The following is a 13,201-nucleotide window of genomic DNA, read 5'->3' on the forward strand; positions in this document are numbered from 1 at the left end:
GGTGGACCGGAATATCGGAATGGCCGGTCGCGGGGCGATCCGGTTTATGAGATCGACGGTACTGAAGCGGTTCTGTCCCGCTCAAGAGGAGAAAGCGGCGTGAAGACAAGGGAACTCGGTAAGACCGGATTGCACCTGACGGAGCTTTCCTTCGGCGGGGCGGGTATCGGCAATCTGTACCACCCGGTGAGCCGACAGGACGCGATGGACGCGCTCGCGGCGGCGTGGGACGGGGGTATCCGCTACTTCGACACCGCGCCCCATTACGGTCAGGGACTGTCGGAGCGCCGCATGGGTGACTTCCTCCAGGGCCGGGAGCGTGGCGACTTCGTCCTCTCCACCAAGGTCGGGCGGATTCTCCGGCCGATCAGGGACGGATCGACCCCCTCGAACGGGTTCGTGGACGCGCTGCCGTTCTCGATCACCTACGATTACAGCTACGACGCGATCATGCGCTCGCACGAGGACAGCCTCGCCCGGCTTGGCCTGCCCTCCGTCGACATCCTCTACGTCCACGACCTCGAGCGCGCCTCCTTCCCCGAAGGCGGTTACGAGGATCATCTCGAGACCTTCGCGACGAGCGGGGTGAAGGCGCTCGAGGAGCTGAAGGCGTCCGGGGCAATCTCCGCCTACGGTCTCGGCGTGAACGAGGTCGGGGCCTGTCTCGACGTGCTCGACCGGGTGCCGCTCGACTGCCTGCTGATGGCCGGGCGCTATTCGCTGCTCGACCGGAGCGCGGAGGCGCGGCTCGTCGATCTCTGCGCGTCGAGCGGCACGGCGATGATCGTCGGCGGCGTCTTCAATTCGGGCATCCTCGCGACCGGGGCGAAGCCGGGCGCGACCTTCGACTACGGGGAGGCATCCCCCGAGATCCTGGACCGTGTCTCGCGGATGGAGGAGGTCGCCACGCGTCATGACGTGCCCCTCGCCCGCGCCGCCCTTCACTTCCCGCTTCGCAACCCGATCGTTCCGAGCGTGCTGATCGGCACCGCGAAGGCCTCGAGCATGAAGCGCAACCTCGCCACGTTCGAGGGCGACGTGCCGGATGCGCTTTTCTCCGAAATGGACGAACTGGCGATCCGGTCATGAGCGCGTCTTTCGATCTCATCGACACGCATCAGCATCTCTTCCTGCGCGAGCATCTGCGCTACGCCTGGACCGAGGGCGAGCCGCGGCTCGCGGGCAGCTTCACGCCCGAGGATTACGCGCGGATCGTCGAGGGAGGCGGGGTCGTCGGAACTATCTTCATGGAATCGGGCGTCGACGACGCCGATTACCGGAAGGAGGCCCGCGTCGTCTCCGCACTGATCGGCCAGGGTGAGGTCCCGCTCCTCGGTCAGATCGCGAGCTGCCGTCCGGAGATCGATGCGGGCTTCGGCGATTGGCTCGAGGAATGCCGCGATCTCGGCGTCGTGGGATTCCGGCGCATCCTCCACGTCATGCCCGACGAGACCAGCCGAACGGAGGGCTATCGCGCCAATGTCCGACGCATCGGCACGATGGGCTGGCCGGTGGATATCTGCATGGCTGCACGTCAGCTCGATATCGCGGCGGAGCTCGTCCGGGCCTGTCCTGAAACGGTTTTCGTGCTCGATCATTGCGGGACGAACGACATGGAGCCGGACGGGCTCGCGGCATGGTCGGCGCGGATCGCGGCGCTGGCGGAATTGCCGAACCTCTGGGTGAAGTTTTCCGGCATCACCGCCTATCTCCCGGCACCCGACGGCATGGACGCGGCCGCCCGCCCCGTCGTCGAGACCGTGCTCGAGGAATTCGGACCGAGCCGGATGATCTGGGGCGGGGACTGGCCGGTCGTCGATCTCGGTGTCGGCCTGCCGGACTGGATCGCGATAAGCCGGGCGTTCCTCGCGCCGCTCTCTGCGGACGAGCAGGAGCAGATAGGCACGCGGAACGCGCGGACCGTCTACGGCCTCGACCGCCGGCGCGAGACGTGACGCGATCCAGACGTTTGAGCTCCGATACGGGTCAGGTCGTCCTAACGCGTGTATCTGTGCCCGGAAGTCAAAAGACGCAGAGGTGCGGCATGTGAAAAGCCCCCGACATCAGCTACCGTCAACGTCTCGCGCGGTCAGGCGGTGCCCCTCGCTTTTGTCACATAGTCGAGTTCGTTAGCAGCCGCGAGCACCATGTCGGGATCGTTGAGAACCCGCGTTGCCGAGATGAAGCGGACACTAGCCCGTGCCGCGATCAGGATCACGTCGATCATCGAGCCGAATGATCCCTGACGCCGGGCAGGTTTCCGACCCATGTGCCGATGACCGAGGAGCGCAGGAGTTTTTCCCAGGACCGCACGAAAGCCCTTGGGCGCCTGCGATCAGTCCGCGCACCAACGGGTTCGACGCGACGCTCGACTGACCTCAGGTCTTTGCCGGATCCCGGCCTTCGTCCGGCGTGTCGACCTCCGCGAACAGATCTTCGGGTGCGATCCCGCGTTTCTCGGCGCTCGCGCGGACGGCACGTTGGACAGCGGAGCTTCGGTTCAGCAGGCGGCGGAACCGGGCCTCGTCCAGCACGAGCAGCGTCGACGGCGCGATGGCCCGTACCTCGGCGCGTCGGGCCTTGTTCATCAGGATCGCCATCTGTCCGAACATCTCGCCGCGGCCCAAGCGCCAGGTCTGGCCGGCGGTCTCGAGTTCCACCGCGCCCGAGGCGATGAAGAACACGCTCCGGGCGGCGCTGTCCTTGCGGAAGATTACCTCGCCCGCGTTGACGTAGCGCGTCTCCAGGGCGCGTCCGAGGCGCTTGAGGACGGCGTCGTCGAGGTCGGCGAAGAGCGGAAACTGCCTGACCAGTTCGGCCCGCTGCACCGCGATATCGAGGCGGGGACGCTCCTCGGCGACGGCCCGGCGCGCGTCCAGCGTTTGGATCAGCGCCGTGTAGACCTCGGCGCCGATGAGCCCGTCCTCGCGCATCGCGGCGTATTCCCGCTCTTCCAGGCGCAACGCGGTCCGCCGGATGAAGCGCCGCTCCAGTTCCTCGGAATAGCCCGGATACTGCAGTTGCAGTCCCTCGAGCGCGGTCTCGACCATCTCGATCCGCCGGATCAGGAGTTCGTGCAGCAATTCGGCCACCCGACGACCGTGGATGCGCCGGATGCGTCCGTCGATGAAGGTTCCGAGATCCCGAAGGACCAGGCGCTGCGACAGCAAGAGCTCGAAGCGGTCCGCGGTGATGCGCGCGAGCGGACCCGAGAGACCGATCCAGCCGTTCAGAAGCACCGCGACGCGAAATCCCTTGCCATAGGCGACGCTGCGGCGGGCCGCGCGGTTGTAGCCGTTGCGCCCCTGGCTCCGCGCACCCTCGATCAACCGGTCGGCGTCCGACAGCACCTGTTCGGCCATCCGCGCGGAGATGGTCCGCTCGCGCACGCGGACGAGGATCATGTCGCGTTCGTGGCCGGCGAGCGCGATCAGCCCAAGCGTGATGCGGTCGCGGTCGAGGATGTCGGCGCTGTCCTCGGCCGATTTGACCGCCGAATCGAGACGCTCGCCGAAGCGTTTGGCCTCGGAGCGTACGGTGTCACGGTTCAGGTCGTAATTCTCGGTGGTGCGCGCCACGTCCTCGCGCACCGTCTGGAGCGCCACGGCGACCACCTGCCGCGACAGCGCCTCGTCGATGGGAGAGAGCCGGTCGAGGCCCAGCCTGCCGATCACCCATCTGAGCGTGGTGCCCTGCACGATCAGCGTGAAGAGCGTGAAGCCGGTCGCGAGGATACCCACGACGCGCTGGATGCCGTCGGGGACCCGGAAACTCTCGGTCACCGCGAGGGCCAGGGCCAGCGTCACCGCGCCCCGCAGGCCGCCCCAGAGGATCGCGGCGCGATAGGGCCGTTCCACGACCGGGGAGAGCCTGAGCGCCGAGAGCAACGGCAGGAGGCCGAACAGGATCACGGCCCGCGCGGCGATCGCGGCGAGGATCACGACGCCCACCAGGAGGAAATCCTCGAGGCGCACCTCCTCCAAGAGCCGCGGGATCAGCAGCGCCGCGAGGATGAAGATCAGCGACCCGGCCCAATGCGCCAGCACGTCCCAGAGCTCGCGGAGGTTCGTCCAGGATTGGGGCGGCAGGCGTCCGGGCCCCGTCAGGTTCAGGGTGAGGCCTGCCGCGACCACCGCGATGACGCCCGACGCGCCGATGATCTGCTCCGCGCCGATATAAGCAAGGTAGGGCAGCGCGACAGAGATCGAGATTTGCGCGAGCTCGTGCCGGCTGAAGAGCGCCATCACCCAGACGGCCAGCCGCGCGATCAGCCACCCCGCGACGACGCCCCCGCCGATGAGCACCGGGAAGCGCGCGAGCGCCTCCCCAAGCTCGGGATCCGGCAGTCCCAGCATGACGAAGCCCATGAAGAGGCCGAAAAGCGCGATTGCGGCCGCATCGTTGAGAAGGCTCTCGCCCTCGATGATCCGCGCGAGCCGTCGCGGCGCGGAGATCGACCTGAAGATCGTGACGACTGCGGACGGGTCCGTGGTGGACACGATCGCGCCGATGAGAAGGCAGGCGGCCAGTGGCAGCGTGCTGGCCCAGGACAGCGCATAGCCCACGCTCAGCGTCGCCACGACCACCGCGACAACCGCGAGCACGATGATCGGCACCCAGTCATCGAGCATCCGTCGCAGGTTCATGCCCAGCGTTGCTTGGAAGAGGAGCGTCGGCAGGAAGACGTAGAGAAAGACGTTAGACCGGATGGGCAGTCCGAGGATCGCCTCGGCGACGGGGTTCAGGGCATCGGTAAGATCGGTGCGCAGGAAGAAAATCGCGCCCGCCCCGATCAGCATTCCAAGCACGGCGAGGATCACGCTGAAGGGCAGACGCAAGCGCGCGGCGAGAGGCTCCGCCGCTCCGATGACGAGAAAGAGGCACGCGATGACCGTGGTGACGAGAACGATATCCATGTCGCTCGATTAGCCGGAATCTCGGCACGGGGGAATCGGCAGCGCGCGGCGGTTGATCACAAAAGGCAGGATTCTCCTCCCTTGTCGTTCGAAACCGTTCCGGCGGTCTTGCATCGCATCCATCCGTCCCGCCGATGACAGCGGCATCAACCAATCGGAACCATTCCGGCCCCCGCCTTCTTTCCACCCGCGCAATGACCCATGATGCGGGCCGTGTGCCGCCCGATGCGGTTGCGCGACTTGCAGCAGAAGGAGACGTCATGAAGGCTTCGAAGTCCCGCCGTTCCGATCACCCGGTCGATCCGATGTTCCTCGAACGCTGGTCGCCGCGGGCCTTCGCTCCGGAAACCATGCCCAAGGCCGACCTGCTGACCATCCTCGAGGCCGCACGGTGGTCCGCGTCGGCCTTCAACATCCAGCCATGGCGGTTCGTCTGGGCGCGGCGGGAGACGCCCGACTGGGACCGGCTGCTCGGCCTCCTCGTCGAGAAGAACCGCGATTGGGCGAAGAACGCCTCCGCGATCGTGATCGTCCTGTCGGACAGTCTTCGCAGGCGCGAGGGGAAGGAGGACGCGCCCTCGGGCACCCATGCCTTCGATACCGGTCTTGCCGCGGCGAGCCTCGTGTTGCAGGCGCAGGCGCTCGGCTGGTGGGCGCACGGGATGGAGGGGATCGACAAGGCCCGGACGCTCGAGGAGGTGAACGCGCCCGAGGGTTACGAGGTGCAGGTAGCCTTCGCGCTCGGCCGTCGCGGTGAGCCGGACGACCTGCCGGAAAACCTCCGCGAGCGCGAGGCCCCGAGCGACCGCCTCCCCCTCGGGGCGATCGCCTTCGAGGGCCGGATGGCACCCCCGTTCTGATCTTTCCGACCCTCCGAGAGATCACGTCGAACGGTCGAACGCCGCGCGCGTCATCATCCGCGGGGGCAGGGATCGCCCCGCCCCCGCGGAGGGGCGATCAGGCGAGGGCCTCGGCCTCCTTGATGGTCGCATCGACCTTGGCGCGCTGCTCGACGAGGAACTGCCAGCGCGGCGCGCCGTCCGTCGCCTCGATCGCGTCGTCATAGGCCGATTTCAGATATCCGTCGCCGCGGGCGCATTCGGCATAGGTCCCGCCGGGGCCGGAGGAAATCGCGTCGCGGAGCTTGAAGACGCCGCGATGGAGCGCCGCGGCCGTCGATCCGTCCTCGTCCACCGTGACCCCCTCGGCGGAGAGCGCCTCGTGCAGCGTCTGGTGGAAGCCCTCGCGCTCCGCGATGCAGCGGTCGACGAAATGTCCCAGATCGTCGTCGCCGAGCTGCTCGCGGGCCTGCCGGTAGCCGTCGCGGCTGTCGATCAGCCGGGTATGGAGGGTCTGCAGGGCCTTGTCCTTGTCGCTCATCTCGATGCTCCCTTGATGATGATCGTGTCACGCGCCCAACGGTGAACGCGGCGGGGCGGTCCCGGATTTCGATGCGACCTTGCGCCACAAGCGGCATCGGTCAGGATGGCCGCGACCAGCCCTTGGGGGAACCGCCATGCCGCACGACCCGCTTCTCGAACCCTACCGCCTGAAACATCTGACGCTCCGAAATCGTCTGATGATCACCTCCCACGAGCCCGCCTATGCCGAGGACGGGATGCCGAAGGAGCGCTACCGTGCCTACCACGCGGAACGCGCCCGGGCGGGGATCGCGCTGACGATGACGGCGGGTTCCGCCGCCGTGTCGCGCGACAGCCCGCCCGCCTTCAACAACATCCTCGCCTGGAAGGACGAGGTGGTGGGCTGGATGCGGGCGCTGGCCGACGAATGCCACGGCCACGGCGCGGCGGTGATGATCCAGCTCACCCATCTGGGCCGTCGCACCCGCTGGGACCGTGGCGACTGGCTTCCCGTCGTCTCGGCGGGCCACGCGCGGGAGCCCGCCCACCGGGCGTTTCCGAAGGTGGTCGAGGACTGGGACATCGCCCGCATCGTGGCGGATTACGCGGATGCGGCGGAGCGGATGCGGGATGCGGGTCTCGACGGGATCGAGATCGAATCCTACGGCCATTTCATGGATCAGTTCTGGTCGCCGCTCACGAACGACCTCCAGACCGAGTATGGCGGATCCCTCGAGAACCGGATGCGCTTCACCTTCGACGTGCTCCGCGCGATCCGCGAGCGGGTGGGGCCGGACTTCATCGTCGGCATCCGCTATTCGGGTGACGAGGTGCTGGCGGGAGGCCTTACGGCTGAGGACGGGGCGGAGATCACGCGCCGACTCAAGGCCTCGGGGCTCGTCGATTTCTTCAACCTGATCCGCGGGCACATCACCACCGATGCGGGGCTGACGGACGTGATCCCGGTCCAGGGGATGCGCAGCGCGCCGCATCTCGACTTCGCGGGAGAGGTGCGTGCCGCGACGGGATTTCCCACCTTCCACGCGGCGAAGATCCAGGACGTGGCCACCGCGCGCCACGCCATCGCCACCGGCAAGCTCGACATGGTGGGCATGACCCGGGCCCATATCGCCGATCCGCATATCGTGGCGAAGATCCTGCGCGGGGAGGAGGACCGGATCCGGCCCTGCGTGGGGGCGAATTACTGCCTCGACCGGATCTATCAGGGCGGCGCGGCGCTTTGCCTGCACAACCCCTCCACGGGCCGGGAACTCGAGCAGCCGCACGAGATCGCGCCCGCCGCCCAAGCGCGCCGCGTCGTCATCGTGGGCGCGGGGCCCGCGGGGCTCGAGGCGGCGCGGGTCGCCGCGGCGCGGGGCCACGAGGTGATCGTCTTCGAGGCGGCGAACGAGCCGGGCGGCCAGGTTCGCCTGACCGCGCGGACGCCGCGCCGCCAGGAGGTGATGGGCATCGTCCGCTGGCGGATGGAGGAATGCGAGCGGATGGGCGTCACCTTCCGCTTCAACAGCCTTGCCGACGCGGAGGCGGTCCACGCCGAGGCCCCCGACATCGTGATCGTCGCCACCGGCGGCCTGCCGCATACGGAGGTTCTCGAGGAGGGGGACGATCTCGTCGTCTCCGCCTGGGACATCCTCTCGGGCGATGCGGTGCCGGGGGAGAACGTGCTCCTCTACGACGATGCGGGCGATTACGCCGCGCTTCAGGCCGCGGAGCGGATCATCGCGGCAGGCGGACGCGTGGAGATCGTGACCCGCGACCGGACGCTCTCCCCTGAAGTCATGGCGATGTCGCTCACCCCCGCGATGCGGATGCTGCAGGCGGGCGACGTGACCTTCACGCCCACGTGGCGGCTCGACGCCGTGAGGCGGGAGGGCAATGCGCTCACGGCCCGGCTCGGCAGCGATTACGGCGCGGCGACGAGGGAGCGCCGGGTCGATCAGGTCGTCGTCAATCACGGCACCCGACCGCTCGACGACGTCTATTTCGACCTGCGCCCCGGATCGGTCAATCTCGGGGCGGTCGATTACGAAGCGCTCGTTGCGGGTGCTCCGCAGACGCTCGGCACCAACGAGGCGGGGCGCTACCGGCTCTACCGGATCGGGGACGCCGTTGCAGCGCGCAACACCCATGCGGCGATCTACGACGCGCTCCGGATCGTACGGACGCTCTGACCCGCCAAGGGGGCTCTGGCCGTTCCGCGACAGTTGCCATAGCATCGGGCGGGATCGCGGCGGCGCGCCACCCGCCGGGATGCACGGCAAGAAAGCAGTCAGGAGACCCGCATGCACAATTTCTCGACGACGCAGGTGATCCGCAAGATCGTGCGTCAGGGTGCGGGCGGCGTGGTCGCGGCGCAGCACAAGATCGCGGCGCGGGCAGGCGCGCGGGTCCTGGCCGAGGGTGGCGACGCGATCGATGCCGCGGTCGCGACCTCCTTCGCCATCGGGATCGTCGAGCCGTGGATGAGCGGGCCGATGGGCGGCGGCATGATGAATGTCTGGCGCGCGGGCGCGGAGAAGGCCGAGACGATCCAGTTCGGCATGCGCTCCCCCGCGGGCCTCGACCCCGCGGAATATCCGATCGAGCGCGGACGGAAGGCCTCCGACCTCTTTCCCTGGCCGGCGGTGGAAGGCGACCGCAACATCCGCGGCGGCACGGCGGTGGCGGTGCCGGGCACCGTCGCGGGCATCGCGCTCGCCCACGAGATCTGGGGCACGCGGCCATGGGCGGAACTTCTCGCGCCCGCCATCGAACTCGCCCGCGAGGGGATGCAGGTCGATTGGTATGCCTCGCTCCTCATCGCGTCGGAAGCCCGCGATCTGGCGCGCGACCCGGACGCCGCGGCGATGTTCCTCGTCGACGGTCAATGGCCGATCGGGGAGAGCTGGACCGCGCTCTCGGATGCCCGGCTCGACCAGGGCAAGGCGGCGGAGACGCTTGCGCGACTGGCGGAGGCGGGGCCGCGGGACTTCTACGAGGGCGACATCGCGGCGGCGCTCGTCTCCGACGTGCAGGCCAAGGGCGGCAGCCTCGCCCTCTCCGATCTCGCGGAGTACCGCGCGCGCCGGGCGCCCTCGCTCGAGCAACCCTATCGCGACGGGCGCGTGATGGCGCCGTCGGGGTTCAGCGCGGGGACCGAGCTCGCACAGGCGCTCGCGCAGATGGAGGGTGCGTTCACACCGGGCGACGGCCCGGATGCGGAGAGCTATGGCGCCATGGCCGATGCGCTCGACACGGCCTATGCCAGACGACTCGCCGAGGTCGGCGATACCGGGGAGGACGACCGCACGCCCGCCTGTACGACGAGCTTCAGCATCGTGGACCGGGCGGGCAACATGGTCTCGGTGACGCAGACGCTCCTGTCGATGTTCGGCGCGCATGTGGTCTCGCCCAGCACCGGGTATCTCCTCAACAACGGCATCATGTGGTTCGACCCCGAGCCCGCCAAGCCGAACTCGCTCGCCCCCAGCAAGGCATGCCTCATGAACGTCTGCCCGACCCTGGGCGAAGGGCCTGCGGGGCGGTTCGCCATCGGCGCCTCGGGCGGGCGCAAGATCCTGCCCGCCGTGGCGAACCTCACCTCGTTCTTCCTTGATCACGGCATGGATCTCGAGACGGCCTTCCATCACCCGCGGATCGATGTCAGCGGCTCCGGCCCCATCGTCGCGGACGAGGCGCTGCCGAAGGAGGTGCTCGACGGGCTCAGGTCACGCAGGGACGTGGTCGAAGCGCCCCGCGGCGTCCACCCTTACGCCTTCGCGGTTCCAGCGGGTGTCATGCGCAAGGACGGGAGCAATTCCGGCTGCACGGAGATCATGACGCCCTGGGGGGACGCGGTCCACGAGGACGAGGTCTGAACCGACCCGCTGTAACGGTGGGCGATGCGGGTCGGGGTTCCGCGTCTCACATCGGGGAAGTGGGCCAGGGCCGCCGCCCGTCCCACATCGCTTCCCATGACGCGGCCATCCGCAGCACGCCCACGTCATCGAAGCGCCGCCCGGCGATCTGCAGCCCCATCGGAACGCCATTGGAATCGTAGCCGCAACAGACGCTTACGGCCGGTTGTTCGCTCATGTTGTAAGGTACGGTGAAGCCGATCTGGTCATGCGCGCGGGCGACGTCGTTCGAGGGATAGGCCCAGTCGGCGGGAAAGCTCGTATTGGCGGCCACGGGCGACAGGACGAAGTCGAAGGGATGGGTCGCGGCAACGGTTCTCGTCCGGATCGCCATCGTCGCGCTGTAGGCCTCGAACCCCTGGAGCGCCGTAAGCTCGCGCGCCGGCGCGACCCATTCGAGAAAGATCGGCAGAACCTTCTCCCGCCGTTCGGGCGTCAGCGCCTCGATGTCGCGGAGCGCGCGGATCCGCCAGAACCGGTCGAGGGCGTGGAGCATCTCGTCGTCCATCCAGGGATCGAGCGGCTCCACGATCGCGCCCGCCGCCTCGAAGGCCCGCGCCGCGGCGCGCACGGGCTCTATCACCTGCGGATCGACCGGCAACCCGCAACCGGGATCGAGCTGCAACCCGATGCGCAGACCTGCGAGCGACAGGTTCGGATCGTCCCAGGCGAGATCGGCCGGGGGTAAATTCATGCTGTCGCGGCCCTCGGGATCGGGGCGGGAGAGGACTGCCATCATCAGCGCGGCGTCGGCGACGCTGCGCGTCATCGGCCCGGCGGCACGGCCCATGTAGGGCGGGTCGATGGGGATCCGCCCGAGGCTCGGCTTCAGTCCCACGAGCCCGTTCCAGGCGGCGGGAAAGCGGACGGAGCCGCCGATATCGGTCCCGATATGGAGCGGCGCGTAGCAGGCCGCGCCCGCCGCGCCCGCCCCCGCGCTCGATCCGCCGGGGTTCATCGCGGTGTTCCAGGGGTTGCGGGTGAGGGAATGGAAGCTCGACAGGCCGGAGGACATCGCCCCGTATTCGGGCATCGTCGTCTTGCCGAGGATCACCGCGCCCGCCTCCCGCATCCTGGCCGCGGGCGGTGCGTCCGCCGGGGCGGGCACGAGCTCGGTCGCGGCGGTACCTAGCGGGACCGGCACGCCCTTCGTCGCCACGTTCTCCTTGATGGTGCAGGGTACGCCGTCGAGGGTCACGCCGCGGGTGGCGAGCGGCGTGCCCGCCCGCCAGCGCGCCTCCGACGCCTGCGCCATCCGCCGGGCTCCGTCCGGGTCTAGCATGTAAGTAGCCTTGAGAACCGGCTCGCAGCGCTCGACCTGCGCGAGCGCGGCCTCCGTCACCTCCACGGGCGAGAGGGTCCGCGCCGCATAGGCCGCGAGAAGCTCCTGCGCCGAAAGGCCGATCAGGTCCGTCGATTGGGGCATGGGATGTCTTTCAGGGGGATGGGGGAACGGCGCGCGGCTCAGTCTGCGACCGGCTCGAGCCCGCACCAGCCGGCGATGAAGAGCGCGATGGCCAGCGTCGTGCGCTCCAGCGAGGCGAGGTCCACGCTCTCGTCGAAACCATGGGAGGCGAGGCTCTTCGCGCCGTAGCAGAGCGCCGGGATCCCCTCGAAAAGCGCATGGACGCGCGCGTCGAGATAGGCAGGCATCGCGTGGCTGCCGAGCGGATAGCCCATCGCCGCCTCGTGCGCGGAGGCGAGCACCGCCTCGGCCTCCGTCCCCTCCGGCTGCTCGTAGCCCTGGGTGAAGAAGCCGTTCCAGGTAAGGCGCGGGGGGTTGTTCGCGAGGAAGGTGTCGGACGCGGCGAATTCGGAGAGTTGACGCTCGATCTCAGCGGCCCGTTCCTCCGCGCTCCAGCCCGGCAGGATCGAGACGCGGAAATCGACCGCCGCCCGCGCGGGAACGGAGGAGGCCCATTCGCCGCCCTCGATCTTGCCCACGTTGAGATTGAGCGGATGCTCCATGGCGCCGAAATGGGGATCTGAAGCCGCCTCCTCGTTCCAGCGCGTCTCGACCTCGCGGAGCGCGCCGATGACCCGGATCGCGGCGTCGATCGCATTGGCGCCGGTGCCCATGTGGCTCACGTGGACCGGCACGCCCTCGAGCTCGACGCGGAACCACAGGACGCCTGTATTCGCGCGTACGAGGCTCTCGCCCGTGGGCTCCGGAATGAGCGCAGCCTCTGCGCGGTAGCCCCTGAGATGGGCCATCATGGCGCCGTTGCCGGTGCTCTCCTCCTCGACGACCGAGGCGAGATAGACGGTCGCGGCGGGTTGCCAGCCGGCACGGCGCAGCGCGTCGAGCGCCGCGATTGCGCAGACGAGGCCGGATTTCATGTCGCCTGCACCCCGGCCGTACATGCGCCCGTCCCTGATCGTCGCGGAGTAGGGCGGATGGGTCCACATGTGCTCCGGCCCGGTGGGCACGACATCGACATGGCCCTGCAGGAAGAGCGAATGCCCGGTTTCCTCGCGCGGATGGTGGATGCCCACGACGATCGGCGCGTCGGAATGGGTCGCGCTGATCCGGCCCGCCCCGGGATGTGCCTCGAGAGCGGCGCGGTCCATCTCGAAGCGGTCCATCTTCAGGCCGCGGTCGCGGAGCGCGGCGAAGACGATATCCTGCATCGCGTGTTCGGCTCCCCGCTGCGAGGGGCATCCGACGAACTCCGCCGTGAGATCGAGCTGCGCGGCAAACCCGTCGGCGACGCTCTGGCGCAGCGTCTCGTGGAGGGCGGGATCGACGGAGGGGGTGGGCATGGGCAACCTTTCTGGCCGGGATCGCATTCTCGGCGAAAGTGTCGCGGCGATGGTGGTGGTCCGCAACCCCGGGGCAGTGGCTTCGATTATTCCCGCATCGTATCGGTTGCCGGGAGATGAAAAACTGTGCGATGCATTTGACGTGGGCACAAACTGTGCCTTCACTGTTCACGTCGGCGGCGATTTGATCGACGCTCCGACCAACGCCGGGCCGCTCGAAGGCGGCCTTTAAAGACGTCAGGAA

At 68.6% G+C, this 13,201-nt stretch carries 11 protein-coding genes; 6 read left to right on the plus strand and 5 right to left on the minus strand.

All coding sequences use genetic code 11. From position 1 onward, the window contains the following. The first annotated feature begins 99 nt into the window (after positions 1-99). Positions 100-1,089, plus strand: coding sequence for an aldo/keto reductase (locus LX81_RS08445; protein WP_111536858.1), 990 nt, complete (start codon positions 100-102; stop codon positions 1,087-1,089). Continuing rightward, positions 1,086-1,955 carry an amidohydrolase family protein gene (locus LX81_RS08450; protein ID WP_111536859.1) on the plus strand — a complete coding sequence of 290 codons (870 nt, stop codon included), beginning with the start codon at positions 1,086-1,088 and terminating at the stop codon, positions 1,953-1,955. Before LX81_RS08445 ends, LX81_RS08450 begins: the two co-directional genes overlap by 4 nt. A 134-nt stretch (positions 1,956-2,089) precedes the next feature. Here LX81_RS08450 and LX81_RS22140 read toward each other — a convergent pair whose 3' ends face one another. Both LX81_RS22140 and LX81_RS08455 read right to left on the minus strand, forming a co-directional pair. Further along, positions 2,090-2,227, minus strand: a complete 138-nt coding sequence (locus LX81_RS22140; RefSeq protein ID WP_170133880.1) for a hypothetical protein — start codon at positions 2,225-2,227, stop codon at positions 2,090-2,092. Between the two features lie 151 nt (positions 2,228-2,378). Then, positions 2,379-4,916 carry a cation:proton antiporter gene (locus LX81_RS08455; RefSeq protein WP_111536860.1) on the minus strand — a complete coding sequence of 846 codons (2,538 nt, stop codon included), beginning with the start codon at positions 4,914-4,916 and terminating at the stop codon, positions 2,379-2,381. 260 nt (positions 4,917-5,176) lie between these two features. Here LX81_RS08455 and LX81_RS08460 point away from each other — a divergent pair, with 260 nt between their 5' ends. Further along, positions 5,177-5,776, plus strand: coding sequence for a nitroreductase family protein (locus tag LX81_RS08460; protein WP_111536861.1), 600 nt, complete (start codon positions 5,177-5,179; stop codon positions 5,774-5,776). A gap of 97 nt (positions 5,777-5,873) precedes the next feature. Here the strand turns inward: LX81_RS08460 and LX81_RS08465 are convergent, their stop codons facing one another. Further along, positions 5,874-6,296, minus strand: coding sequence for a PA2169 family four-helix-bundle protein (locus tag LX81_RS08465; protein ID WP_111536862.1), 423 nt, complete (start codon positions 6,294-6,296; stop codon positions 5,874-5,876). A 136-nt stretch (positions 6,297-6,432) separates the two neighbouring features. Between LX81_RS08465 and LX81_RS08470 the strand changes: the two genes are divergently transcribed. Both LX81_RS08470 and LX81_RS08475 read left to right on the plus strand, forming a co-directional pair. Beyond that, positions 6,433-8,469: an NADH:flavin oxidoreductase gene (locus LX81_RS08470; RefSeq protein WP_111536863.1), complete on the plus strand. Its 2,037-nt coding sequence runs from the start codon at positions 6,433-6,435 to the stop codon at positions 8,467-8,469. A 111-nt stretch (positions 8,470-8,580) separates the two neighbouring features. Continuing rightward, positions 8,581-10,155 carry a gamma-glutamyltransferase gene (locus LX81_RS08475; protein WP_111536864.1) on the plus strand — a complete coding sequence of 525 codons (1,575 nt, stop codon included), beginning with the start codon at positions 8,581-8,583 and terminating at the stop codon, positions 10,153-10,155. Between the two features lie 46 nt (positions 10,156-10,201). On the opposite strand, the gene LX81_RS08480 is transcribed toward LX81_RS08475, so the two are convergent. Then, entirely contained in the window at positions 10,202-11,620 is a 1,419-nt protein-coding gene (locus tag LX81_RS08480; RefSeq protein ID WP_111536865.1) for an amidase, read from the minus strand. Positions 11,621-11,658: 38 nt separating this feature from the next. After that, positions 11,659-12,957 (minus strand): ArgE/DapE family deacylase, encoded by a 1,299-nt coding sequence (locus LX81_RS08485; RefSeq protein ID WP_111536866.1) that lies wholly within the window; start codon positions 12,955-12,957, stop codon positions 11,659-11,661. Between LX81_RS08485 and LX81_RS08490 the strand changes: the two genes are divergently transcribed. Then, the gene (locus LX81_RS08490; protein WP_111536867.1) at positions 12,956-13,189 is read left to right on the plus strand and encodes a hypothetical protein; all 234 of its coding nucleotides are present in this window, start codon (positions 12,956-12,958) and stop codon (positions 13,187-13,189) included. The genes LX81_RS08485 and LX81_RS08490 overlap by 2 nt on opposite strands. Positions 13,190-13,201 lie beyond the last annotated feature (12 nt).

The organism is Palleronia aestuarii, from assembly GCF_003253995.1.
In the GTDB taxonomy this organism is placed as follows: Bacteria; Pseudomonadota; Alphaproteobacteria; order Rhodobacterales; family Rhodobacteraceae; genus Palleronia; species Palleronia aestuarii.